23 protein-coding genes, 1 tRNA gene and 2 pseudogenes are annotated in these 22,836 nt (G+C 62.5%); 15 read left to right on the top strand and 11 right to left on the bottom strand.

From position 1 onward, the window contains the following. Positions 1-328 precede the first annotated feature (328 nt). The 3 genes from rpoD to ACYG9Z_RS06415 all read left to right on the top strand — a co-directional run bounded on the left by rpoD (position 329) and on the right by ACYG9Z_RS06415 (position 3,287). Positions 329-2,353: an RNA polymerase sigma factor RpoD gene (rpoD, locus tag ACYG9Z_RS06425; RefSeq protein WP_023672446.1), complete on the top strand. Its 2,025-nt coding sequence runs from the start codon at positions 329-331 to the stop codon at positions 2,351-2,353. Positions 2,354-2,543: 190 nt separating this feature from the next. Beyond that, complete coding sequence (locus ACYG9Z_RS06420; RefSeq protein WP_023672447.1) at positions 2,544-2,837, top strand: GYD domain-containing protein; 294 nt, start codon at positions 2,544-2,546, stop codon at positions 2,835-2,837. A 69-nt stretch (positions 2,838-2,906) separates the two neighbouring features. Continuing rightward, on the top strand, positions 2,907-3,287 hold the full coding sequence (locus tag ACYG9Z_RS06415) for a thiol-disulfide oxidoreductase DCC family protein (RefSeq protein WP_023751197.1): 381 nt from the start codon (positions 2,907-2,909) through the stop codon (positions 3,285-3,287). 45 nt (positions 3,288-3,332) lie between these two features. Here the strand turns inward: ACYG9Z_RS06415 and ACYG9Z_RS06410 are convergent. Continuing rightward, positions 3,333-3,589: pseudogene (locus ACYG9Z_RS06410) on the bottom strand (DUF2798 domain-containing protein). A gap of 272 nt (positions 3,590-3,861) precedes the next feature. On the opposite strand from ACYG9Z_RS06410, the gene ACYG9Z_RS06405 reads away from it, so the two are divergent. The 3 genes from ACYG9Z_RS06405 (at position 3,862) to greA (ending at position 5,515) form a co-directional block, all read left to right on the top strand. Then, positions 3,862-4,539, top strand: coding sequence for a PadR family transcriptional regulator (locus ACYG9Z_RS06405; RefSeq protein ID WP_023672450.1), 678 nt, complete (start codon positions 3,862-3,864; stop codon positions 4,537-4,539). 101 nt (positions 4,540-4,640) lie between these two features. After that, complete coding sequence (locus tag ACYG9Z_RS06400; protein ID WP_023751196.1) at positions 4,641-4,931, top strand: HlyU family transcriptional regulator; 291 nt, start codon at positions 4,641-4,643, stop codon at positions 4,929-4,931. Between the two features lie 101 nt (positions 4,932-5,032). After that, a complete protein-coding gene (greA, locus tag ACYG9Z_RS06395; RefSeq protein ID WP_023751195.1) occupies positions 5,033-5,515 on the top strand; it encodes a transcription elongation factor GreA in 483 nt (160 codons plus the stop codon). Between the two features lie 47 nt (positions 5,516-5,562). On the opposite strand, the gene ACYG9Z_RS06390 is transcribed toward greA, so the two are convergent. Both ACYG9Z_RS06390 and ACYG9Z_RS06385 read right to left on the bottom strand, forming a co-directional pair. Continuing rightward, positions 5,563-5,844 carry a hypothetical protein gene (locus tag ACYG9Z_RS06390; RefSeq protein WP_245259837.1) on the bottom strand — a complete coding sequence of 94 codons (282 nt, stop codon included), beginning with the start codon at positions 5,842-5,844 and terminating at the stop codon, positions 5,563-5,565. 514 nt (positions 5,845-6,358) lie between these two features. After that, complete coding sequence (locus ACYG9Z_RS06385) at positions 6,359-6,994, bottom strand: FMN-dependent NADH-azoreductase (protein ID WP_023751194.1); 636 nt, start codon at positions 6,992-6,994, stop codon at positions 6,359-6,361. A 109-nt stretch (positions 6,995-7,103) separates the two neighbouring features. Between ACYG9Z_RS06385 and ACYG9Z_RS06380 the strand changes: the two genes are divergently transcribed. Continuing rightward, on the top strand, positions 7,104-8,060 hold the full coding sequence (locus tag ACYG9Z_RS06380) for a LysR family transcriptional regulator (RefSeq protein WP_023751193.1): 957 nt from the start codon (positions 7,104-7,106) through the stop codon (positions 8,058-8,060). Here ACYG9Z_RS06380 and ACYG9Z_RS06375 read toward each other — a convergent pair. Then, on the bottom strand, positions 7,993-8,619 hold the full coding sequence (locus ACYG9Z_RS06375; protein WP_023751192.1) for a TetR/AcrR family transcriptional regulator: 627 nt from the start codon (positions 8,617-8,619) through the stop codon (positions 7,993-7,995). The genes ACYG9Z_RS06380 and ACYG9Z_RS06375 overlap by 68 nt on opposite strands. 66 nt (positions 8,620-8,685) lie before the next feature. On the opposite strand from ACYG9Z_RS06375, the pseudogene ACYG9Z_RS06370 reads away from it, so the two are divergent. Both ACYG9Z_RS06370 and ACYG9Z_RS06365 read left to right on the top strand, forming a co-directional pair. Beyond that, positions 8,686-9,110 (top strand): annotated as a pseudogene (locus ACYG9Z_RS06370) (VOC family protein). Positions 9,111-9,270: 160 nt separating this feature from the next. Next, entirely contained in the window at positions 9,271-10,116 is an 846-nt protein-coding gene (locus ACYG9Z_RS06365; protein ID WP_245259836.1) for an arginase family protein, read from the top strand. A 3-nt stretch (positions 10,117-10,119) separates the two neighbouring features. On the opposite strand, the gene ACYG9Z_RS06360 is transcribed toward ACYG9Z_RS06365, so the two are convergent. Next, positions 10,120-11,070, bottom strand: coding sequence for a S1C family serine protease (locus tag ACYG9Z_RS06360; protein WP_023748202.1), 951 nt, complete (start codon positions 11,068-11,070; stop codon positions 10,120-10,122). A gap of 169 nt (positions 11,071-11,239) precedes the next feature. Here ACYG9Z_RS06360 and ACYG9Z_RS06355 point away from each other — a divergent pair, with 169 nt between their 5' ends. The 3 genes from ACYG9Z_RS06355 (at position 11,240) to ACYG9Z_RS06345 (ending at position 13,814) form a co-directional block, all read left to right on the top strand. After that, on the top strand, positions 11,240-12,112 hold the full coding sequence (locus tag ACYG9Z_RS06355; RefSeq protein WP_023751190.1) for a S1C family serine protease: 873 nt from the start codon (positions 11,240-11,242) through the stop codon (positions 12,110-12,112). An 8-nt stretch (positions 12,113-12,120) separates the two neighbouring features. Beyond that, the gene (locus tag ACYG9Z_RS06350) at positions 12,121-12,828 is read left to right on the top strand and encodes a helix-turn-helix transcriptional regulator (protein WP_156931471.1); all 708 of its coding nucleotides are present in this window, start codon (positions 12,121-12,123) and stop codon (positions 12,826-12,828) included. Between the two features lie 119 nt (positions 12,829-12,947). Further along, positions 12,948-13,814 carry an SDR family oxidoreductase gene (locus ACYG9Z_RS06345; RefSeq protein ID WP_023741127.1) on the top strand — a complete coding sequence of 289 codons (867 nt, stop codon included), beginning with the start codon at positions 12,948-12,950 and terminating at the stop codon, positions 13,812-13,814. 130 nt (positions 13,815-13,944) lie between these two features. Here ACYG9Z_RS06345 and ACYG9Z_RS06340 read toward each other — a convergent pair whose 3' ends face one another. After that, a complete protein-coding gene (locus tag ACYG9Z_RS06340) occupies positions 13,945-14,460 on the bottom strand; it encodes a TIGR00645 family protein (RefSeq protein ID WP_023672463.1) in 516 nt (171 codons plus the stop codon). 325 nt (positions 14,461-14,785) lie between these two features. Further along, positions 14,786-16,981 carry an OmpA family protein gene (locus tag ACYG9Z_RS06335; protein ID WP_023751188.1) on the bottom strand — a complete coding sequence of 732 codons (2,196 nt, stop codon included), beginning with the start codon at positions 16,979-16,981 and terminating at the stop codon, positions 14,786-14,788. 202 nt (positions 16,982-17,183) lie between these two features. Between ACYG9Z_RS06335 and ACYG9Z_RS06330 the strand changes: the two genes are divergently transcribed. Then, on the top strand, positions 17,184-17,630 hold the full coding sequence (locus tag ACYG9Z_RS06330) for a YcgN family cysteine cluster protein (protein WP_023686086.1): 447 nt from the start codon (positions 17,184-17,186) through the stop codon (positions 17,628-17,630). A 220-nt stretch (positions 17,631-17,850) separates the two neighbouring features. Beyond that, positions 17,851-18,195 carry a hypothetical protein gene (locus ACYG9Z_RS06325; protein WP_023672466.1) on the top strand — a complete coding sequence of 115 codons (345 nt, stop codon included), beginning with the start codon at positions 17,851-17,853 and terminating at the stop codon, positions 18,193-18,195. A 259-nt stretch (positions 18,196-18,454) separates the two neighbouring features. Here ACYG9Z_RS06325 and ACYG9Z_RS06320 read toward each other — a convergent pair whose 3' ends face one another. Then, a complete protein-coding gene (locus ACYG9Z_RS06320) occupies positions 18,455-19,165 on the bottom strand; it encodes an SIMPL domain-containing protein (RefSeq protein ID WP_023686087.1) in 711 nt (236 codons plus the stop codon). Positions 19,166-19,299: 134 nt separating this feature from the next. Here ACYG9Z_RS06320 and ACYG9Z_RS06315 point away from each other — a divergent pair. Further along, positions 19,300-19,375: transfer RNA gene (locus ACYG9Z_RS06315), tRNA-Ile, on the top strand. 96 nt (positions 19,376-19,471) lie between these two features. Here the strand turns inward: ACYG9Z_RS06315 and ACYG9Z_RS06310 are convergent. From ACYG9Z_RS06310 to ACYG9Z_RS06300, 3 genes are all read right to left on the bottom strand, one after another. Further along, on the bottom strand, positions 19,472-20,206 hold the full coding sequence (locus tag ACYG9Z_RS06310) for a tyrosine-type recombinase/integrase (protein WP_245259832.1): 735 nt from the start codon (positions 20,204-20,206) through the stop codon (positions 19,472-19,474). A 485-nt stretch (positions 20,207-20,691) separates the two neighbouring features. After that, positions 20,692-20,922, bottom strand: coding sequence for a helix-turn-helix domain-containing protein (locus ACYG9Z_RS06305; RefSeq protein WP_084566247.1), 231 nt, complete (start codon positions 20,920-20,922; stop codon positions 20,692-20,694). A gap of 271 nt (positions 20,923-21,193) precedes the next feature. Continuing rightward, a complete protein-coding gene (locus ACYG9Z_RS06300) occupies positions 21,194-22,390 on the bottom strand; it encodes an IS256 family transposase (protein ID WP_460222884.1) in 1,197 nt (398 codons plus the stop codon). Between the last annotated feature and the right edge of the window lie 446 nt (positions 22,391-22,836).

Genomic DNA, 22,836 nt, shown 5'->3' with positions numbered 1-22,836 from the left:
ATGCGAATCATGCGAGAGGCGCTTGACCTTCTGGCAGAATGACGGAATCAGGACGATTCGAAACCTTAACCCGCGCCGGCGTCGATGGAAATGCACTGACGCGAGGTGCTGATCACTGGACAGGCTGTCAGCCTGCCACAGATATCAGGGTTAATCTGGACTTAATGCATATCGCCCAAAAGTGAAAACCGGTTTTGGGGGCACGATATGAACAAACAAAAGAGTTGATTCGGTTACCGGCCCGGTTAAGCGCCACCAGCGCATGTAGTTTGACCGGTGCGGCAGCTACGCGGCTTCGATGCTCGGCCGCTAGGAGAAGATAAAGACTATGGCGACAAAGGAAAAGGAAGAGGTCGAGACCGAACGTGAAGGCGCCACCGATGGGCCTCTGCTCGACCTTTCCGATGATGCTGTCAAGAAGATGATCAAGGCCGCCAAGAAGCGCGGCTATGTGACTCTCGACGAACTGAACGCGGTTTTGCCGTCGGAAGAGACCGATCCGGATCGCATCGAAGACATCAATGCGATGCTGTCCGACATGGGCATCAACGTGGTCGAGGACGACGATCAGAGCGAGGAGCCCGAGGCCGCCGACAGCAATGCCGACGCCGAGGAAGACGCCAACGAGCTGGCCGAGCAGACCGGCACCGCCGTCGCCGCCACGACCACCAAGAAAGAGCCGACCGACCGCACCGATGACCCGGTGCGCATGTATCTGCGCGAGATGGGCTCGGTCGAGCTCCTGTCGCGCGAGGGCGAAATCGCGATCGCCAAGCGCATCGAGGCCGGCCGCGAGACGATGATTGCGGGCCTCTGCGAAAGCCCGCTGACCTTCCAGGCCATCATCATCTGGCGTGACGAGCTCAACGAATCCAAGATCCTGCTGCGCGAGATCATCGACCTCGAAGCCACCTATGCGGGCCCCGAAGCCAAGCAGGCGCCGGTGGTCGAGCGCATCGAGGAGGCGCCCAAGGCCGAGGACAAGCCGAGGCGTGGACGCGACGAGGAAGACGACATCACCAATGTCGGCGCCGACACGCGCGGCTTGGTCGATGACGACGAGGAAGACGAGGACGAGGCGAGCCTGTCGCTGGCGGCGATGGAAGCGGAATTGCGCCCGCAGGTGATGGAGACGCTCGACGTCATCGCCGACACCTACAAGAAGCTGCGCAAGCTGCAGGACCAGCAGGTCGAGAACCGTCTGGCCGCGACCGGCACGCTGTCGCCCAGCCAGGACCGCCGCCTGAAGGAGCTGAAGGACCAGCTGATCAAGGCGGTGAAGTCGCTGTCGCTCAATACGGCGCGCATCGAGGCGCTGGTCGAGCAGCTTTACGACATCAACAAGCGCCTGGTGCAGAACGAAGGCAAGCTGCTGCGCCTAGCCGAAAGCTATGGCGTGCGCCGCGAGGAGTTCCTCAAGGAATATCAGGGCTCCGAGCTCGACCCGAACTGGACGCGCTCGATCGGCAACCTGACCTCGCGCGGCTGGAAGGAATTCACCAAGAACGAGAAGGACGCGATCAAGGATCTGCGTTCGGAAATCCAGAACCTCGCCACCGAGACGGCGATCTCGATCCTGGAATTCCGCAAGATCGTCAACCAGGTGCAGAAGGGCGAGCGCGAAGCCGCTATCGCCAAGAAGGAAATGGTCGAGGCCAACCTGCGCCTCGTCATTTCCATCGCTAAGAAATACACCAATCGCGGCCTGCAGTTCCTCGACCTGATCCAGGAAGGCAATATCGGCTTGATGAAGGCGGTCGACAAATTCGAATACCGCCGCGGCTACAAGTTCTCGACCTATGCGACATGGTGGATCCGGCAGGCGATCACGCGTTCGATTGCCGACCAGGCGCGCACCATCCGCATCCCGGTGCACATGATCGAAACGATCAACAAGATCGTGCGCACGTCGCGCCAGATGCTGCATGAAATCGGCCGCGAGCCGACGCCGGAGGAACTGGCAGAAAAGCTCGCAATGCCGCTCGAAAAAGTGCGCAAGGTCTTGAAGATCGCCAAGGAGCCGATCTCGCTCGAAACCCCTGTGGGTGACGAAGAGGATTCACATCTGGGCGATTTCATCGAGGACAAGATGGCGATCCTGCCGATCGATGCGGCGATCCAAGCCAATCTGCGCGAGACCACCACGCGGGTGCTCGCCTCGCTGACGCCGCGCGAGGAGCGGGTGCTGCGCATGCGCTTCGGCATCGGCATGAACACCGACCACACGCTGGAAGAAGTCGGCCAGCAGTTTTCGGTCACCCGCGAGCGTATCCGCCAGATCGAAGCCAAGGCGCTGCGCAAGCTCAAGCACCCGAGCCGGAGCCGCAAGCTGAGGAGCTTTCTCGACAGCTGATACCGGCAACAGACCAGCATTCGAAAAGGGCGCCGATGGCGCCCTTTTTGTTGCCGGGTGAAGGCTCTTGTCGCCCATCTCCGTCGGGAGGATACTTGCCTGGTCGGATGCATGTTCTGGGCGAAAAACCGGATGTCCGCCCCGGCTGATGTCCTCAGCCGTGCTCCGTGGCGCCGGAGGGAGGTGTGTGATGACAACCTACATCCTGCTGATGAACTGGACGGAACAGGGCGCCAGAAATATCCGAGAGTCGCCGAAGCGGCTCGATGCCGCCAAGAAGCAACTGGCCGACATGGGCGGCTCGTTCAAGGCGTTTTACCTGACTATGGGCGAATATGACATGGTGGCGATTATCGAGGCGCCCGACGATGCTGTGCTTGCTCGTTTCGCCCTGATGCTGGCAACGGGTGGCAGCGTCAAGACGCGAACGCTCAAGGCTTTCCCGGAATTTGCCTATCGCGAGATCGTCACTTCGCTTGGATAGCGCTGGGCGCGGGTCCGTGCGGCTCGGCGTCATATTGCGGGGCCGTGCCGTCAAGGCGATAGTCGCGCCATGTCCAAGCCTGCGCTGACCGTCTGGTACAACACACGCTGCCCGGTTTGCGATGGCGGCATCACCCGGCAGAAACGGCGGCTGATCGAGGCGATCAAGGCCGGGCGGATCGAATTCCGCGACATCAACCTCGAACTGGCGGCGCTCTCTGGCTACAGCGCCTCGCTGGAGGACATACGCCGCCGGCTGCATGCCACCGATGCCGAAGGCAGGCTGCTGGTCGGCGCCGATGTCGCGGTTGCCGTCTGGCGGGCGACGCCGGGCGACGGCTGGCTGGCGACGCTCTTCGGCAATCCGGTCGCGCTGCCGCTGACACGCTTGGCCTATGATCGTTTCGCCGATCTTCTCTATGCCTGGAACCGGCGCAAGGGTCGCTGGTAGCGAGGCAAGGCCCGAAGATATCTGCGGGCCTTGCCGTCCTGGGCGTTACCGGGACGCCGGCTCGCAAAGCCAGCCGACAATACGGCGCACCGCCGGCAGCACCATGAGCAACGTTGGGAACGCTACCAGCCAGGACAGGCCCCAGGCAGTGAGCCAGACAGCCGCAAATCAGGTTGCAGTCCAAGGCTTTTCAGCGTCGATATGAACGAGACGATGATGGTCATCAGCAGCGACAGCACCAGCGGACTGACGATCGCGGCATAGCGCGCCGGCAGCTTGCCGCGCTTACGGGTCGTGGTCATTTTTGGATTTTCCTGAAACATCCGGTCCGTCGCATTTGGCATCCATTGCGCCGGGTTTCCGGCGGAACTGCCCGGAAAGACCGGGGTGGATGCGTTGCTTGACGTCAGACGCTTACGGAGAGGTTTTGGCCCTCACGCGCTTTCTAGCTGCCGGCGGCGGCGAAATCAACCTTCTGGCGCCGCCTTTAGATACATCGTAAGATATATCTTGACTCGTCGGCGGGGTAAGCCTAATTAAGATGTATCGTAAGATATAACTCAAGGAGCAATTCATGCACAGACATCATCCCTTTGGCGAGCGCGCCGAGCGCGCATTCCTGCACATGGCAGGCAAATTTGGTGGAAGAGGGGGCGGCGGCTTTGGTCCGTTCGGCCACGGCGGACGTGGCGGTGGACGCGGCGGCCCGGGCGACATGTTTCGTGCCGGGCGCATGCTGGCCGACGGCGATCTCAAGCTGATCACGCTGTCGCTGCTGGCCGAGGCGCCGCGCCACGGCTACGACATCATCAAGGCGCTGGAAGAGCGCACCAGCGGCATCTACAGCCCGAGCCCGGGCGTCGTCTATCCGACGCTGACCTTCCTGGAAGAGGCCGGCTATGCGGCTTCAGCCGCCGACGGCAACAAGAAGGTGTTTTCGATCACCGAGGCGGGGCAGGCGCATCTCGCCGAGAACCGCGAGATGATCGACGGCGTGCTCGAGCATCTCGAGCGCTTCGGCCGCAAGATGGCGAAAGCGCGGGACTGGTTCGGCTGGAACGACGACGGCGAGGAAGGCGGACGGCGTGGTGGACGGGGTCGCTCGGAAGCCCGCGACGAGTTCCGCGCCGTGCGCCACCGGCTGCGTGCCGCGCTCGGCGATCTCGTCGACGCGCCGGCTGAAAAGCAGGCCGAGGCGATTGCAGTCCTGGAAGCCGCCGCTGAAGCCCTAGAAGCGCTATCGCGCGGTTGACCCCGGGCGAGAACCCTTGCCCGTTCGACTGAGGAACGGTACTGAAAATCATCCTGCACCGCGAGACGTGGTGCAGGATGATTGCCGTTGGAGGAAGCCCCATGTCTTTTCTGAAACGTCTTTTCGGTGGTGGCGGTGAGGGGGGCGAGCCCAAGAGCGCAGCACCGGCAAAGCAGGTTGAGCACAAGGGATTTTTGATCAGCGCCACGCCATACAAGGCGGAGGGCCAGTACCAAACTTGCGGCGTGGTTTCGAAGGAGGTCGACGGCGTGATGAAGGAACACAAATTCATCCGCGCCGATCGCTTTGCCGGACTGGACGACGCCGTCGACATCTCGATCAAGAAGGGCATGCAACTGGTCGACGAGCAAGGCGAGAGGATATTCGGGTAAGGGCCGAACTGGTCGAGGCGCCGAACATAGGTTTTGCGCCGGTCATCCGTCGCCAGAATCTCGAATAATGGCAGTGGGCCGCAAGCAGAAAGTATCGACAATTGAGCGTAGCGTTTGCCAAGGAGGAAAGCGCCGAGGCAGCATCGGAAACCATCCTGCCGGCTCGCCCTGTCTCCGATCGGGTCAACCTTGTCACGGAAGCGGGCCTCAAGACGCTGCAGGTTGAATTGGCTCGCGCCCAGCAAGCTCTTGAGGCCGCTAGCGTGCTGGAAGATGTCAACGAGCGGCGACGCCAGTCAGCGATTCCGGTTCGAGATATGCGTTACTATGCCGAGCGCGTGCGTACGGCTCAGCTTATGCCGGTGCCCACCTCTAATGAGGTGATCGCCTTCGGGCACACCATTACCTTCAAGCGTGATGATGGCCGCACTCAGACCTTCCGCATCGTCGGAGAGGATGAGGCCAACCCGTCTGAAGCTTCCATATCGCATGGTTCGCCGGTTGCCATCGCGCTGACCGGAAAAACCGTTGGCGACTTTGTCCAACTAGGGCCGCGCGAACTTGAGATCCTGTCCATTTCCTAGGACGCAGGTATGATGCGCGACCGAGGCCGGTGCACCTTGAGACGTGATCAGATGCCCGCAATTGCCAAAAGCCAAGCCAGGATGTCGAGCAGCAGAAAAACCAGCGCAATCTGCAACGCCAGCCGGAGCCGCTGGATAATTCGCCACTTGCCGGCCATGTCCGCCTTGATCCGAAGGGCAAGCGCGCGGCGCATGGCCGACATTGTCGTCGGCCTGTCGCCGTCGACATATTGATCAAGCAGATCTTCCGGATCGAAGCGGAATGTATATTGGTGATAGGGCCAAAATATGAAGACGATCAGCCCGCCGATGCCGAACAACAGGGCCACTGCGGTCCAATCCCAAAGCCCAAGCCCGTTGGAAAGCGCCGCACCGCCGAGTAGCGAGTTGGCAAATGCGGTGGCAAAGACAAGGCTGCCGGCGGGTGCTCATGTTCTCCACAAGCGTCTGCTGTTGAGTGAGACCTCTCACCGCCTCCTGATAGATGAACGCGAGACGCGGATCGTCGTCGGCAACAGCGCTTGCGACAATTCCGTTGTTCTCTCCTCCACTCGGACATTCGGCCATAAGTTGCCTCTCTGTTTTGACAGGGATGCACGAGTCTAGCCCGATCCGTCGGTGCAAAAACAGATTGGCCGTGGACCAACGGCAAATCCGATGGCGATGCCGGGGGCTTCCAAACCTATGAGGGCCAGCTGATGAACGGGCAAGAATAGTTGGCAGCCATCGAAAACCCCGCCACGAACACCACGCCATCTGCCGGTGGACCCTGCTCTCGGCCCCGGACAGCAAGAAGGCAGGCGCCGAAGCGCCTGCCTTTTCAATGCGAATGACGGGGTGTGCTTACGCGGCGATTTGCGCGCTCGCGGTCTTGGCCACCACGGCATCGACCTTGGCCGTCGCATTGGCGAGCGCGGCGGTCACGGCGTCGGGACCCATGCCGACGCCTTCGATCCGGATGACGTCGACGTCGGTCATGCCGAGAAAGCCGAGCACGCCGCGCAGATAGGGGATGGCGTGATCGAACTGCACGGCCGCACCTTCGGAATAGATGCCGCCCGAGGCGAGTACGATATAGACCTTCTTGCCGGTGACGAGGCCCTTGGGACCACTCTCGCCATAAGAGAAGCTCTTGCCGGAGCGGGAGATGTGATCGACCCAGGACTTCAGGGTCGAGGAGATGTTGAAGTTGATGAAGCCGGTGGCCAGGATCACGGTGTCGGCTGCGAACAGTTCGTCAAGCACGATGTCGGAGACGCCGACGACTTCGGCCTGGCGCGGCGTGCGGGCTTCAACGGGGGTGTAGATGCCGGTCGCATAATCGGTGTCGATATGCGGCAGCGGGTTGGCCACGAGGTCGCGTACGACGAGCGTATTCGACGGGTCGGCGGCGACGAGCTTTTCAGCGAATTCGGTAGCGATACGGGTCGAGTGCGAGGCAGCGCCGCGCGGGCTCGAGGTTACAAGCAGGATAGACATAGCGGTTCTCTCCAGTGGGAATTGATTTCTCCCGCCTGATATGGACCTACCGACCCATTCAAAAAACTGGTATATTATCTATATGATCCATTCATAAAGTAGGTATGCCGTGCAGCCCAATCCGACGCTCGACCAATTGCAGATCCTGGTTGCGGTCGCCGACACCGGCAGCTTCTCAGCCGCCGGCCGCAAGCTTAACCGCGCGCAGTCCGTCATCAGCTACGGCATCGCCAATCTTGAAGCGCAGCTTGGCCTGAAACTGTTCGAGCGCGAGGGCACGCGCGAGCCGCAGTTGACCGAAATCGGCCGGGCGATGCTGGAGGACGCCCGGCGCATGGTCGGCGTGCTGCAGCGCATCCGTTCGCGTGCCGACGGTCACCATCAGGGGCTGGAGGCTGAAGTTACGCTATCGGTTGACGCGGCGCTGCCCTCGCCGGTGCTGGTGCGGGTGCTGAAGGCGTTCGAGGCGCAGTTCCCGACCGTGATGATGCGACTGCATATCGGCACGCTCGGTCTGATCCCCGACCATGTCGTCAGCGGACAGTCGGATCTTGGCATCGGTGGCTTGCTGGGCGAGGTCGACGTGCATCTCGTGCGCATCGGCTTCATGTCGATCGTGCTGGCTGCCGCCCCCACCCATCCTCTGGCACTGCTGCCGAAACCGGTGGCGCTCGAGGATGCGCGCGAGCACACCCAGCTGGTTGTCACCGACCAGTCGGAACGCACCAAGGGACGCGACTTCGGCGTCTTTGCCTATCGTACATGGCGGCTGACAGACGTGCGTATCAAGCATACGTTGATGCGCGAGGGGCTGGGCTGGGGCGGGTTGCCGCGCTGGCTGATCGCGGACGATTTGGCCAGCGGCAGGCTGGTCGAACTCGACCTTGAACCCTTTAGCGAGGTGCGCTCATCGCTCTATGCCATGCACCGCGCCGACCGCAGCCCGAAACCGGCGGCGGCCTGGCTGATCGACCAGTTCAAACGCCAGCTCGGCTGCTTCAACGAGTTCGACCCGGACGACCTGCCTGAGGATGAGCCGGAGACAGCCCATCGATCAGAGCAATGAGCACGGCGCGATAGTCTTCGGCCGAGGCGCCGGCCTCGACGGCAAGTGCTGCGCGGTCGAAGGCAGCGGCGAGCAAAGCGGTCAGCGCATCGGCCGGCAGTCTGGTCATCGACTGTTCGCGCATTGCCGCAACCAGGCCTTCGCGCAGCGACCGGTTGCCGTGGCGATTGTCGATCGCATCCATGGCGGCGCGGCCAAGCACGGCCGGCCCGTCGAGCAGCAAAAGCCGCGTCCGGCCGGGCGCGCGCATGGCGGCGAGATAGGCGTCCGAGCCGGCAATCAGCGCATTACGGGCAAACAAAGAAGGCGGCGAGGCGCGCTCGATCTCTTGCGCCACCGCCGCCGCCTCCTGCTCGACCACGGCGGCAAACAGCGCCTGCTTGTCGGCAAAGTGGTGATAGAGCGCGCCGCGGGTGACGCCGGCGGCCGCAACGATCTCCGGCGTGCCGGTCTCGGCATAGGACTTTTCGATGAACAGTTTGCGCGCCGCAGCGATCAGGTCGGCGCGCGTCGCTTCGGTGCGGTCGCGGTTGGAGCGGCGCGGGGTTTCTCGTTGCATACATGCAGCCTGTATGTTATTTCGAATTACATGCAAACTGTATGTTGGCTAACGGGAGAAAGAAAGATGAAGACGACGAGCTACTATCCGGTGCTGATGACGGGCGACGTAGCCGGAACAAAAGCCTTCTATATCAATCACTTCCGCTTCAAGCCGCTGTTTGCGAGCGACTGGTATGTGCATCTGCAGTCTGCCGAGGATCGCCGCGTCAATCTCGGCATCGTCCAGGGCGACCACGAGACGATCCCCGAGGAGGGGCGCGGCCGCACATCGGGGCTGCTGATCAATTTCGAGGTGAGGGATCCTGACGCTGTCTATGACGGATCGTTGCGGCCGGCCTGCCGATCCTGTGCCCGCTGCGCGACGAACCCTTCGGCCAGCGCCATTTCATCACCAGGGATCCCAATGGCGTGCTGATCGACGTCATCAAGCCCATCCCGCTCAGCCCGGAATTTCAGGCGCAATTCGCGGCGGGCGCGGCGGGCGCCTGAACGATGGCAGCAAATGTCGGCAGCGGCTCCGGCCGCTGTGGCCGGACCCGCACCATGCGGTCTATGTTGGTGACGTTGAAGCTGGGCCTGCCGCATGCGTGACATCTGCCTTGTTCGGGCGCCATCCAATCTCGGCCTTCGGCCCTTGGAGCCGGGCCATGTGCCCGGCACCTGGCGTGCGCCGCAGGCGCTGAGCCAAGCTGGTTTGATCGAGTCGCTGGCGCCGGGGCGGGTGGTCGATCTCGACAGACCCGGCTACAGTACCGAACCGCAACCGGGCACTAGGCTGCGTAATGGTCCGGCGATCCGCCGCTTCAACCTCGATCTTGCCGAGATCGTCACCGGTGCGCTTGGGCAAGGAGAGTTCCCGCTGATCATCGGCGGCGACTGCTCGATCCTGCTTGGCGCACTGGTCGCTGCGCGGCGCTCGGGCGCGGTCGCCCTGGTCCATGTCGATGGCCACAGCGATTTCCGCCATCCCGGCAACTACGATGTCAATGCCTCACTCGGCTCGGCTGCCGGCATGGATCTAGCACTTGCCACCGGACGCGGCGAGGCTTTGCTGGCGCAATGGCCAGGTGTTGTCGGTCCGCTCGTCGCCGACGAGGCGGTGGTTCAGATCGGCGAACGCGAGAGCCGCGATGCCGATTTTGCCTGGCCCGACATCAATGCGACCGCCGTCACGCGCATCGACGTCTTTGCCGCGCAGGAACTCGGCGCGGCTGGAGTGTTGCAAAAGACAAGAGCGACGCTGGCGCGCGCCGGCTGTCCCTACTGGCTGCATCTCGATGTCGATGTGCTCGACCAGACGGTGATGCCGGCGGTGGATTCGCCCGGCAGCCCCGGCATCGATCCCGATGAACTCGTTGCCATTCTGTCGGCGCTGGCAGCGGACCAGCGCTGCACCGGCTTGGACATGACGATCTACGATCCCGACCTCGACCCGACCGGTGACCTTGCTCGACTGCTGGTGTCGCTGCTCGGGCGGGTGCTCAAGCCTCAATAAGGCTCAGCTCGCCCTTGCTACCGGCGTCACCGTCACCTGGCTGACGCCGGTGCGGCGCACCACTGTGCACAGCGTCTCGCGGCCGATGCGTTCGGCGTCGAGCATGCGCACGAGGTCGTCGACGCCGGTGACCGGGCGACCGTCTATTGCCGCGATGATGTCACCTTCCCGGAGGCCGGCCTTCGCCGCCGGGCCATCCTTCTCGACGCTGCGCAACCGCACCGCCGTACTGGTAGTCACCTGCGACAGGAGCGCTGCGCGGCGCGGCAGGTTGGTGGTGTCGGCCGAGATGCCGATGAAGGCGCGCCGCACGCGGCCGAAGCGGATGATCTCCGAAATGACGAAATTGGCGGTGTTGGAGGCGACCGCGAAGGCGATGCCTTGCGCGCCGTGGATCATGGCAGTGTTGACGCCGATGACCTCGCCTGCCGACGACACCAGCGGTCCGCCGGAATTGCCGGGATTGAGCGCGGCATCGGTCTGGATGACATCGTCGATCAGCCGCCCGGTCGAGGCGCGCATCGAACGGCCAAGTGCGGAGACCACGCCTGACGTTACGGTCCATTCGAAGCCGAGCGGATTGCCGATGGCAATGGCGATCTGGCCGCGCCGCAGCCGCTTGGAATCGCCGAGCGGCGCGACTTCGGTGAAGCTGCCATCGGCGCGCACCAGCGCGATGTCGGTGTCAGGGTCGCGGCCTAGCACGCGGCCTTCGCTGGAGGCGCCGTCGGGCATAGAGACGCGCACCGTTTTGGCATCGCCAACGACATGGAAATTGGTAACGACCAGCCCGTCCGGCGCGATGACGAAGCCGGAGCCATGGCCACCTTGGCCACCGACGCGCTCGATGCGGCAGACGGCTGGGCCGATGCGGTCGACGGCGTCGGCGACTGTCGTCGAATAGGCGTCGAGCAGTGTGTCGTCGGTTTCGAATTTGTGGGCGGCGAGGGCCATTGGCGGGGCTCCGTGTTTTCAGGCGCGATGATGACTATATGTGCGGAGCGGCTCGAACTGCCGCGACCTGACCAGATGGCCAGTCAAACCAGTAACTAGCCGTCAGACGAGTACCTCCGGGCGCACTGCCGAGCGATATCTGGGGCATGAGAAAACCCAGGAGATCATCATGAGTGACTTCAACCTTAATGCATTTTCCGAGGCCATCGCCGATCTCGCCGCCAAGGCTGCGCCGGCAACGGCAAGTTTCGCCACCCATCACCATCGCACCGCCAGCGCCTTCCACTGGCGTGACGGCTATTTCGTCACCGCCGAGGAAGCTGTCGAGGCCGGTGAGGAGATCGAATTGACATTGGCTTCGGGCGAAGCGGTGAAGGCCGAACTGGTCGGTCGCGATCCGTCGACCGGCGTAGCGCTTCTGAAGCCGGCCGGCGCGGCCGCGGCGTCTGCGCTCGCCAAGGCGGATGGGGTGCGGCCGGGCAACGTCGCCATCGCTGTCGGCAGCAGTCAGGGCTCGGCGCTGGCTATCTCGGGCTCGGTCGGCGAGGTCGGCCCCGCCTGGCGCTCGATGCGCGGCGGCACCATCGATCGGCGCATCAATCTCGCCGTCAATGCCGGCGGCCGTTTCGAGGGCGGGCCGGTGCTTGACGCCAAGGGCGCGCTGATCGGCATGCTGCTGTTTGGGCCACGTGGTCGTGCGCTGGTCATGCCTTATGAGACGATCGAGCGGGCCGTGGCGACGCTGCGTGAAAAGGGCCATGTCGCGCGCGGCTATCTCGGCGCCGGCCTGCACCCGATCCGTGACGGCGCGGCGCGCGGCGCCATGGTCATGAGCCTCGACGACAATGGTCCGGCCAAGGCCGCCGGCCTTGCGCTGGGCGACATCATCGTGGCGTGGAATGGCGAGGCCGTGCACGGCCCGCGCGAACTGATCCGAAAGCTTGGGCCGGATAGCGCGGGCGCCGCGGTGACGCTCGGCGTGGTGCGCGGCGGCGAGCAGCGCGACGTCGCGCTGACCGTCGGTGAAAAACCGCTGAGCTGAGAGGGCCGATGGAAAGCGACACGCTGACAAGGCCGGAGGCGGGTGGGCCGGAGGTGGGTGGGCCGGAGGTGGCGGGCGGCGGACGCCAGCTCGTGGTGCTGATCGCGCTGCACGATGCCGCGCGTGCCGAGCGCCTGTCAGCTTCGCTTGCCATGGCGGACGATCTGCTTCCGGTCGTGGCCGGCAGCGGGATTGCCGACGTCGCTGTCGTCGATGACGCTGTTGCGAACAGTGCGGCCTGGCTCGATCGGGCCGATGGTGGCAACAGCGCAATCCCACGGGTGCTGCTATCCGCGAGCGCTGGCCGGCCGGAAAACCGGGTGCTTGCCGTGCTGCCTTTGGCGTCGGATGCGAATCTGATCGCGGCTGCCGTCAGACTGGCGGCGGCCGGCTACCGGGTGTCCAGGGATGGGCGTTCGACGCCCGCTCGCCACGACGATTTCGATGGCGCCGCCAACGGCGGAAGCCATAGCGGGCTGTTCGGCGAGGAGCCGTTGGACGATGGCGCTACCGCCCGTCCGGCGCTGTCGCCGCGCGAGGCCGAAGTGCTGGCGCTGCTGGCCGAAGGCGCGCCCAACAAGGTGATCGCGCGGCGGCTGAACATCTCCGTGCACACGGCAAAGTTCCACGTCGCCGCGATCCTGATCAAGCTGGGTGCTGCGAACCGCACGGATGCCATCGCGATCGCGATGCGGCAGGGCCTAGTGCTGGTCTAACCCCCTTATCCATTTGAGCCTACGTTGCGTAACCCGTTGCAGGCTGCCGAGGCCTTGCGCGGTGCATTGCCGCCGCGCAATGGTTCGCGTCAGTGATGTAGCAAGGGAGGTGCCAAGACATGTCGCTCAAGGGAAAGACGCTGTTCATCTCCGGCGGGTCGCGCGGCATCGGTCTTTCGATCGCGCTGCGAGCTGCGCGCGACGGCGCCAATGTGACGATCGCGGCCAAGACCGCCGAGCCGCATCCGAAGCTGCCGGGCACGATCTACTCGGCAGCTGAGGAGATCGAGCAGGCCGGCGGCAAGGCGCTGCCTGTTTTGTGCGACATCCGCGAGGAGGCGCAGGTGGCTGAGGCGGTTGCCAAGACCGTCGAAAAGTTCGGCGGCATCGATATCTGCGTCAACAATGCCAGCGCCATCCAGCTCACCGGCACGCTGGAGACGGACATGAAGCGCTACGATCTGATGCACCAGATCAACACGCGCGGCACCTTCCTGGTGTCGAAAATGTGCATTCCGCACCTGAAGTTGGCAAGCAATCCTCACATCTTGAATCTGGCGCCGCCGCTCGACATGAAGGCCAAATGGTTCAAGAACCATGTCGCCTACACCATGGCCAAGTTCGGCATGTCGATGTGCACGCTGGGGATGAGCGCCGAGTTTGCCAAGGACGGCATCGCGGTCAATTCGCTGTGGCCGATCTCGACCATCGACACGGCTGCGGTGCGCAATCTGCTCGGCGGCGCGACGGTGGCGGCGATGAGCCGCTTACCCGACATCATGGCCGATGCCGCACACGCCATCTTCCTGCGCTCATCGCGCGAGACATCAGGCAATTTCTACATCGATGAAGAGGTGCTGCGGGCCGAGGGCGTGACCGATTTCGCGGTCTATGCGCCGGGCGCGACCGGGCCGCTGGCCGGAGACTTTTTCGTGCCGGACGCGGTATTTGCCAATTCGCCGACGAACGTCAAAAGCATCTACTGACGGAAATCACGGGCCGACGGCGCTGCTTCCTCATCCACCTGCCGGCGTTTTTCGAAAAACCAAGCAATTGGCTTTTCGCCCGCTGTGCGGACCAGCATCACCTCCCCATGAACGGGGAGAAAGGGGCTCATCACTCCTCGCCCTTCTTGCCTTTGCTCAGTCCCATCAGCCGGTCGATATAGGCCAGCATCAGCGCCGAGACGACGAAAGCGAGGTGGATGATGGTCAGCCACATCAACTGGTCGATCGTATAGGAAGACGAATTCAGGAACACCTGCAACAGGTGGATCGAGGAAATAGCGACGATGGTCGAGGCGACCTTGACCTTCAGCGAACCGACATCGATCGTACCCAGCCAGTGCACACCGCCATCCTGGTCGTCGAAGCGGCTGACGAAATTCTCGTAGCCGGAGATGATCACCATCACCACCAGCGAGGCGACAAGTGCGGCGTCGATGAGGCCGAGCATCTTCAGGATGGTGTCGGTGTCGTCGAGTGTGAAGGCGACCATGACGAACTCGTAGAGTTTTTTGCCGAAGGACAGCGCATAGACGGCGAGCGCTAGGGCCAGCCCGATGTAGAAAACCACCAGCAGCCAGCGTGAGGCGAGGATGATCGATTCGATGGCGAGTTCGAGACGTTTCATGCAGCGGTTCCGGTCAGCTTTCTGAGGTCGACTGGGGTATTTCGATCAGCTTGCCGCAGTTTGCAAGGCAAATTGCGACGCAAAAAACCCCGCCGGGAGGGCCGGCGGGGTTCAATGCATCCCGCTGGAGTCGGGACGGGGCAGGGAACGCCCAGGCTTGAATCTGGGGAGGGCGGCCGCTCTATTCAATGAGCCGGTTCTAATACCAGTACAATTCTTGCTGAACCGGGATTGCTGTCCGCAGCTCGACCCATCCCGATCTGCCGGGATGGGTCCTTGTTGTCGATCTGATTCCAGAAAGCTGCTCAAGCCATTGGAAAGCAGATCAATTGTTACTCGCCACCGGTGCCACCAGCGAGGTGATGCGACGGATGCCGACACGGCGGTTCTCGCGGTTGGGCGCCGTGGTGTTGACCTTCAGGTATTCCTCGCCATAGCCCTGAGTGGTCAGGTTTTCCGGCGGGATCCCGAAGGCATTGGTCAGCGCTTCGGCGACAGACTCAGCGCGCCGGTCGGACAGAGCAAGGTTTGCTTCCGGCGTGCCAACCGCATCGGTGTGGCCTTCGATCAGGAAGGTTTCGGCCGGGTTCTTCTTCAACAGTTTCTCCATGGCCGTGGCGACGCCTTCCAGTTTCTGCACTTCGGTGTCGGATATCGAGGCCGAGCCGAACTCGAAGTTCAATGTATCGAGGTCGACGCGACGGGCAATGTCGCGCACGCGCGCCGAACGCTTCACTTCGTCGATGGAATAGAGGCGCTGGACCTTCTCCACCGGCGGTTGTTCGAGGAACTCGTAATAATCGTCCGGGCTTTCGACATCTTCCGAATCGAGGATGTACTCGCGGCGCGGGATGGTGAGCCGCATCGGCGGCAGGTCGTCACCGGGATCGCGCCAGTCATTGTCGTCGTCATAGCTGCGCTCGTCGACATAGCTCAGCACATATTCGTGCCCATCCGGCGTGATGCGCGATCGCCTGATGACGTCGCCATTGCGGTTGCGGATGGTGACGATCTGGATGCCATTGTCGCGCTCGACGATTTCCCGAGAGCGATCGCCCGACAGTTCCTCATAGTAAACATTCCTGGCGCCGCGGTGCATGCGCGGAGCGTCATTGCTTTCCACGATCGTCTGGTTGTTGAACTGCAGGATGACGCGGTCGCCGAGTTCCTTGACGACGTCGACGCCTTTCGGACGCCGGCGGTCGCGGACGTTCTCATCGGGTGCACGCTCGACGCGTTTGCCTTTTTCCTCCGTCACCGGGGCGATCTTTTCTGGCTGAATTGCCTGCTGAGCTGACTTGTCGTCGGTGGGCGGCGGTCCCTGGTCGACCGGAGCCGGCTTCGGGGCTTGCGCCTCGGTGCCGCCCTGCGCGGGCTGCTCGCCCGTCTGGCCGCCAGCATTCTGGCCGTTCCCATTTTGGCCGTTCCCATTTTGGCTGTTGCCGCCCTGGTCCTTGCGGTGCTTGCGCCTGGCATCCTTCTGGCTGTCCAGGATGGGTGCTTCGTCGGGGTTGGCCGTGGCTTCGCCTTGCGCCGGCGTCTCACCTTGCGCGGGCTGCTCGGCATTGGCCGGTTGCTCCGCAGGCTGTGGTTCACCGGTCGCAGGCTGCTGTTCGCCCGTCACCGGCTGTTCGCCGACAGTTTTTTTGCCGTGCTTTTTCGCCTGATCCTTCGGCTGTTCACCTTCGGCGGGAGCCGCTTGCTGATCGGCCGGGGGCTGAATCGGCTCGGCCTGCGGCGCGGGCTCTCCGGCAGGCGCAACTTTGACGTCTGGCGCTTTGTCGGCAGGCGCGGCCTCAATCTGCTGATCCTGCTTGCGCTTTTTCTTGCCCGACTTGTTGTCGTTTGCCGGCGCCACCTGTTCGGTGGGCGCTGCTTGCTCGGCAGGCTGCTGGGCCGGCTGTTCAGCGGGCGCCGCTTCGATCTGCTGTTGGTCGCGCTTCTTCTTGCGTGGCTTTAGCGGCTGTTCTTCATTTGCCGGAGCTACCTGTTCGGCCGGTTGTTCAGCCGGTGCTGCCTCGATCTGCTGCTGGTCACGCTTCTTCTTGCGTGGCTTGAGCGGCTGCTCATCGGTCGCCGGCGCTGCCTGGGCGCCGCCCTCATCCGCAGGCGCCGCCTCGATCTGCTGCTGTTGATTGCGCTTCTTTTTGCGCGGCTGCTGTTCCTCGGCGGCAGGTGCGGCCTGTTCGGCCGGGGCCTGCTCGGTCTGCTGCTGATCCCGCTTCTTCCTGCGCGGCTGTTGTTCCTCGGCGGCAGGGGCGAGTTGCTCTGCAGCCGGTGCAGGCTGCTCGGCGGCCGGCGCTGCCTGTTCGGCCTGCTGGCGTTTCTTTTTGCGCGGCAGTTCCTGGTCGGTCTGCTGACCATCTGCAGCAGGGTCGTCCTGGACCAGGATCAGTGGCGCGGCCGTGTGCTGCAAGGGGCCGAAAACGGCGTTGCCCTGCAACGGGGATGCGCCCAACGGCGCGGATGCCATAAGCAGGCCAAGTGCCGTACCTGCCAGTACCCGTGGTTGGCGTTTCATCTTAAATTCTCCTTGTGGGGTCCCATCCCTGCCCAAACTGTCCTTGACCGGATTGGTTCCGGTTTGCAGGCATTACCCGCACCCAAGGACGATTGACCGGCGTTTTGAAGGCAACTTCATGTTTTTCCTATGGTGCGGCCGGAATTTGAAGTCACACAACAGCTTGACCTTGCCGCATGCGGAGGCCACATCTCAGCCCATAATGGAAACGCCGTTCTGGAAGATCAAGACGCTGGAAGCGATGACGCCCACCGAGTGGGAATCGCTGTGCGACGGCTGCGGCAAATGCTGCCTGTCTAAACTCGAGGACGAGGATACCGGCGAGATCTACTGGACATCAGTCGGCTGCCGGCTGTTCGATGGGCAAAGCTGCCGCTGTTCGGACTATGCCAACCGGCTGGCGCGCGTGCCCGACTGTGTCGGGCTGACGCCGCAGAATGTGCGCACCATCACCTGGCTGCCGAAAACCTGCGCCTACCGGCTGGTTGCCGAGGGGCACGACCTCTACTGGTGGCACAGGCTGGTGTCGGGAAGTGCCGAGACCGTTCATGATGCCGGCATCTCCATGCGCGGCCGCGTCCGCGCCAGTGAGACCGATCTGGCCGAGCCGGACGATTATTTCGACTATATGCTCGACGACGAGCCCTGAGCATTCTGGAACGGACGTTGCCATAGGGCGTTCTGCGCCATTGGACGTTTTTGACGGTCAGGATCGTTTGCAGCGGTGGAAGGGGCGGTTGCTTTCAACCTGTCGGTTAGATTAACCGAAAATGAACGGCCGGTTCGCGAAGAGTTCAGATTGCAAGGAGCATTCTCCCCCCATCGGTTCGACCAAGACGGGCGCAAGCCCTCAACAAGGAGAGAAGACAATGTTCAACTCATTCAAGACGGCAGCCCTTTCGGGTCTCGTAGCTCTCGGCACCCTTGCCGCAGTGCCCGCTCAGGCGGACTCGATCTATCTCGGCTTCGGCAACAACCATGACCGCCGCGTCGGCGTCTACACCGGCGACGATGAGGACGGCTTTCGCCGTGACCGCAATTGGCGCCGCTGCTCGCCGGACCGCGCTCTCGACAAGGCCGAGCGCATGGGCCTGCACCGCGTCCGCATCGTCGATGTCAATCGCCGCGTGGTGAAGGTCGCCGGCCGCCAGTATGGCGATCGCGTGGTGGTCGTGTTCGCCAATGAGCGCGGCTGCCCGGTTATCTATCGCTAAGAGAACCAGACTGATCTTCTGCGAAGATCAGTCTGGGATACGACCTTCTGCGAAGGTCGATCCGGAGGCATGATCCTCCGCGAGGATCAGCCTGGAGTAGCGGCATGACCCTTCTAGGGTCAGCCAGGAGCCCCTTTCCCTCCGCGGAAAGGTGCGGCTCGAAAAAACCCCGGAGGCCAGTCCTCCGGGGTTTTTCATGTCGGAAATCTGCGGTTCCGGCCGACGGGTTCAGCAGAACCGCGCCCGGCCCGGCGGCCTGCTACTTAAGCTCGAATGTCACTGTTACCTGCACGGCGTAGGCATTCTCGCCGGCCTGCACGGGAACCGCGGCGCCTGCCGCATCGAAGGCCTTGGCATTGATCGGCATCGGCGCCGGCGCAACGTTCTGGTCGGTGATTTCCAGCACCCGGCCTATGCTGACGCCGGCGGCTTCGGCCAGCGTCTTGGCCTTGGCCATGGCATCGGCGACCGCCTTCTTGCGGGCTTCGGTGACGGCAGCTTTCGGGTCTTCGTTGGAGAACGAAATGCCGCCGCCCTGGTTGACGCCGAGCGACACAGCCTTGTCGAGAATCTCACCTGTCTTGTCGATGTCGCGGATGCGCACCGAGAGTGTGTTGGTCACCTGGTAGGCTACAAGCTCGGCTTCCTGGCTGCCGTCCGGTTTGTTGGTGTAGTTGTAACGCGGGTTGATCTGGATGCCGGCGGTCTGCAGGTCGCGGTCCTTGATCCCTGCCGACTTCATTGCCGCGATCACGGCGGCCATGGCGTCGTTGTTGGCGTCGAGTGCCGCGCGTGCGGTGTTGGCCTCGCGCATGACGCTGAGCGTCAGCAGCGCCAGGTCAGGCGCCACGGTCGACTGGCCTTCACCCGACACGATGATGCGGGGCGGGGGCAGCGAATCGGCAGCGCTTGCCATCGCCGGAAAAGCGATCGCGGCGGCAAGTGCGAGCGGCAAAATATGTCTGGTCATGAAAATCTCCTCGGTGTGCGATCCAGTCGCGCCTGTCGACTAGGGCGCGAATATGGGCTGATTTGGGCGATCTCGGCCAGCCCGTCCGGAAAGCCTTGTGCCGCGCAAGGAAAAACACTAATCCAGCGCGCGTGGGGCCTGTAGCTCAATGGTTAGAGCCGGCGGCTCATAACCGCTTGGTTGGGGGTTCGAGTCCCTCCGGGCCCACCATAACCATTGATTTCATTATTAAAGATATGCCTCGGCCCAAAACGTTTTGGGCCCATTATGGGCCCGAAGAAAAGGGCACCCGATATGGGACCCTGCTCATGGTCGGTTGATTTCACTTACTTGACGACGCGCAGGGCCGCTCGGTGCTTCATCGCATCGTTTGGCCTCGCGCTCGTTGATGGCGCGGGCTATGTCGACGGCCATTCGCTTCTTGTTAGCCTCCCGGACATATTCGTCCGTCACCGTCATGGAAGAATGCCCCATCGCCTCCATGATGGCACGCGATTGGATGTTGCATTCGGCGAGATACGTGCCGAAGGTGCGGCGTAGCCCGTGGAGAGTGTAGCCCTCCGGAATGCCGGCCTGCTTGTTCCAATGTGCCATCATGCCGGTGAGGCTCTTTTCCGCGAATGGACGCCCATAGGCATTCTTCAGTACCGTTCCGCCTTTCGAACGGTCGAGCGGCGCCAAGGCTTGCGCCAGCTTGTCGAGGATGGGGATAAACATCTCGCGACCGCCGTGACGGTTGCGGTTCTTCTTCTGCCGGAAATCGAAGGCTTCGATCACCCCTAGGGAGCCATCGAACAGTTCGATCTCCTCGAAAACCAAATCGTCCCATTGCAACGAGGCGATATCGCCTCGTCGGTTGCCGAGCCAAAAGGCGAGCGCGTAACAGGTGCGCGGCGGGGAGCCGATCGGATGGCGCGCCTCGAACTTTTCACGAATGGGGACCGGCCACGCGGGATTGGTGGTGGATTTAGGAATGCGGACGCGGATCGACAGTGAGGGATTGTTCTGCGGTTTGATCCATTTCTCAACTTCGATCCCCACCCACAGGAGCTTCTTGATTGCGACCAGCAGGTGCTTGGCAACCGTCCGGTTGGCGGCAAAGGCGCTTTCGACAATCGCACGCAGATGGTCGGCGTCGAGATGTTCTACTGGCGTATCGCGCCAAGTCAGCGGGTAGGCAGGTTCGACCTGCTCCGAAGGAAGCGTTCAATCAGCCTGGCATTCTTCCGCTGCGTTGCTTCGTCCAGCCATTCCATAGTCCCTTCAAGTCGCCGCGCTGCATGACCGAACGTCTTTGGCAACGCCCGACCGGGTAGGTCGATAATAATTGCCTTTAGGCCCTGGCTCTGGGTCGCCCTTTGTAGGCAGCCTCGAATTCCGGATCACCGGGCTGGCCGGGGAGGCGGATTTCAGGCATTCCCTCTGCACGATAGCGATAGACTGTCTTTCCATTTTTGAGGCGCGACGAAACGCCGGGGAAAGTGTCACCCTTGAATGGCCGGGCGATTAGGCCTCCTTCCAGTCCTCTACCGCCGCTTTTTCACATGCGGAGAGACCTCTATCATCGCTTCAAGCGAAAGGTTTTTGCTTTCGAGGGCAACGCGTAGGAGTTTCGGGTACGGGAAACCTCGACCTTGCTCGATGCCCTCGTATGTGCGTTTCGGTATTCCCAACACCTTCGCTGCACTCTCAGCAGTGAAACCTCCCTTCGAACGCCAGGCTTTCACATCTCGCGCAAGCTTGTCATTCTCGTTCACGTCATCATTCCACTCGGAGGATAATGGTACTACGCCCACAGCGTATACGCAATGCGCGTAGCTTCCTATCTTGTTGCCGCCTTCTGCTTACTCCGATCTAACAGTTCTTGGAGGCCGTTATCTTTGTCTGGCAGGGAGGAGAAAGCGATATCGAGGGTGACACGATCCCAAATCGTGCGACTGTTGATGAGCTTAGGCCTCGGCATGCGGCTATCGGCAACCATTGGTTGTGTGCGTCAAGTTCTGCAAAATGGGGCAGCCATGATGCTGGTCATGCGGCTTGGCGCAGAGCGAGCTTCTTGTGCTCGCGCAGGTCGTCCATGTTGATGTATCGGTTGGCCTCCATCCAGTTTGCGTTGGTCTCGACGGCCAAGGCCCTGACCAGGCGCAGGCAGCTTTCGGTGTTGGGGAAGATGCGCACGACATAGGTGCGCCGGCGGATTTCCTCGTTGAGCCGCTCCAGCATGTTGGTGGATTTGAGATGCTTGTGGTGCTGTCTCGGCAGCCTGAAGAAGGTCAGGGTTTGTTCGATGGCATCCTCGGCCCAGCCTGTCAGGCGCGGATAGCGTGCCGACCATTTGGCAAGCCATGCGGCAAGATCAGCCCTGGCCTCTGCGAGATCGCGCCGGTCGTAGAGCCAGCGCAATTCCTGCAGGCAGTCGTCGCCGTGCTTCCTCGGCAGATGATCGAGCGCGTTCCTGAGGAAGTGCACGTAGCAGCGTTGCCAGGCGGCTTCGGGGATCACCTCGCCGATCGCTGCCACCAGGCCGGCGTGATCGTCGGACACAACCAACTCGACGCCCTTGAGGCCGCGCGCCTTGAGGCCGACGAGGAAGTCCCTCCAGGCCGAGCGGCTCTCGCGATTGGCCATCTCCACGGCCAGGATCTGGCGCCTTCCGTCCCAGTCGATACCGACCGCGATCAGCACCGCCTGGCTCATCACGATGCCGGCTTCACGCACCTTCTCGTAGCGCGCATCGAGGATGAGGTAAGGAAACGGCTCTTGAAGGGGGCGCCTGGCAAAGGCAGCGAGGCTCTCGTCCAGCCGCTTGTTGATGGCCGAGATCGACGAGGCCGAGAAGGCATGGCCGCACAGTTCTTCCGTGATCGCCTTCACCTTGCGGGTCGACACGCCCTGCACATACATCTCCGCCAGTGTCGCCACCAAGGCCCGCTCGGAACGCTGGTAGCGCTCGAACAGCTCGGTGGAGAAGCGCCCGGCCCGGTCCTGTGGAACCCGCAGCTCAAGCTTGCCCACCCGGGTGACCAGGGTGCGGCCGTAATAGCCCGAGCGATAGCCAAGCCGTTCGGGCGTGCGCTCGCTCTTCGAGGCACCCAGCGCCTCGTCCATCTCGGCCTCAAGCACCTCCTGCATCACCGCACGGAGCACTTCGTGCAATCCATCCGGGTTCGAAAGCAAAATGTCTTTGACGGCAGCGCTGGCGGTCTTAACTTCAGTCTTGGTCATGGTGGCGTTCCTTCGCGGGAATCAGGTGACGTGAACAATCACCAGCCTGCCATGACCGCCCCCTCTCAGCGAATTTGCAGAACTCTCAGCACACTACCCTGTTTGAGCTTGGGCTTCATCAGAATGAAGGGCGACATGGTTCATCCGAATGTGGAAATTTGCGTTGGGGGGAGGTGAGAATGAGGCTACCAGGAAATGTGTTGGCTGGGAGAACGTCGAGGTGCAGTGCGGTCCGCGAAAGCGATCAATGAGGTTGAATGCACAGAACGTGCCGCCAAGACAGCCAGGTTGAAATCGCTACGCTTGGCTCAGATCTTGCCAGAGGCTGACCCGCACTTTTCGTTCAACGAGGAGCTCGACTGCTCGGTACTTGTCGCGGTGCTGGCTCGGGAACCGCATAATTATCCAAAGCGGCCCGAATCCCATTCTTTCCGGCGGCTGCCCCT

The sequence above is a fragment of the Mesorhizobium sp. RSR380A genome (genome assembly GCF_054719385.1).
Note: the sequence above shows the minus strand (reverse complement) of the source record. Positions and strands in the feature narration are given on the sequence as shown.

Bases quoted from the DNA above. Each gene is read 5' to 3' on its own strand.
- rpoD (WP_023672446.1), top strand. From the start codon at position 329: ATGGCGACAAAGGAAAAGGAAGAGGTCGAGACCGAACGTGAAGGCGCC.
- ACYG9Z_RS06420 (WP_023672447.1), top strand. From the start codon at position 2,544: ATGACAACCTACATCCTGCTGATGAACTGGACGGAACAGGGCGCCAGA.
- ACYG9Z_RS06415 (WP_023751197.1), top strand. From the start codon at position 2,907: ATGTCCAAGCCTGCGCTGACCGTCTGGTACAACACACGCTGCCCGGTT.
- ACYG9Z_RS06405 (WP_023672450.1), top strand. From the start codon at position 3,862: ATGCACAGACATCATCCCTTTGGCGAGCGCGCCGAGCGCGCATTCCTG.
- ACYG9Z_RS06400 (WP_023751196.1), top strand. From the start codon at position 4,641: ATGTCTTTTCTGAAACGTCTTTTCGGTGGTGGCGGTGAGGGGGGCGAG.
- ACYG9Z_RS06385 (WP_023751194.1), bottom strand. From the start codon at position 6,994: ATGTCTATCCTGCTTGTAACCTCGAGCCCGCGCGGCGCTGCCTCGCAC.
- ACYG9Z_RS06375 (WP_023751192.1), bottom strand. From the start codon at position 8,619: ATGCAACGAGAAACCCCGCGCCGCTCCAACCGCGACCGCACCGAAGCG.
- ACYG9Z_RS06360 (WP_023748202.1), bottom strand. From the start codon at position 11,070: ATGGCCCTCGCCGCCCACAAATTCGAAACCGACGACACACTGCTCGAC.
- ACYG9Z_RS06355 (WP_023751190.1), top strand. From the start codon at position 11,240: ATGAGTGACTTCAACCTTAATGCATTTTCCGAGGCCATCGCCGATCTC.
- ACYG9Z_RS06350 (WP_156931471.1), top strand. From the start codon at position 12,121: ATGGAAAGCGACACGCTGACAAGGCCGGAGGCGGGTGGGCCGGAGGTG.
- ACYG9Z_RS06345 (WP_023741127.1), top strand. From the start codon at position 12,948: ATGTCGCTCAAGGGAAAGACGCTGTTCATCTCCGGCGGGTCGCGCGGC.
- ACYG9Z_RS06340 (WP_023672463.1), bottom strand. From the start codon at position 14,460: ATGAAACGTCTCGAACTCGCCATCGAATCGATCATCCTCGCCTCACGC.
- ACYG9Z_RS06335 (WP_023751188.1), bottom strand. From the start codon at position 16,981: ATGAAACGCCAACCACGGGTACTGGCAGGTACGGCACTTGGCCTGCTT.
- ACYG9Z_RS06330 (WP_023686086.1), top strand. From the start codon at position 17,184: ATGGAAACGCCGTTCTGGAAGATCAAGACGCTGGAAGCGATGACGCCC.
- ACYG9Z_RS06325 (WP_023672466.1), top strand. From the start codon at position 17,851: ATGTTCAACTCATTCAAGACGGCAGCCCTTTCGGGTCTCGTAGCTCTC.
- ACYG9Z_RS06320 (WP_023686087.1), bottom strand. From the start codon at position 19,165: ATGACCAGACATATTTTGCCGCTCGCACTTGCCGCCGCGATCGCTTTT.
- ACYG9Z_RS06300 (WP_460222884.1), bottom strand. From the start codon at position 22,390: ATGACCAAGACTGAAGTTAAGACCGCCAGCGCTGCCGTCAAAGACATT.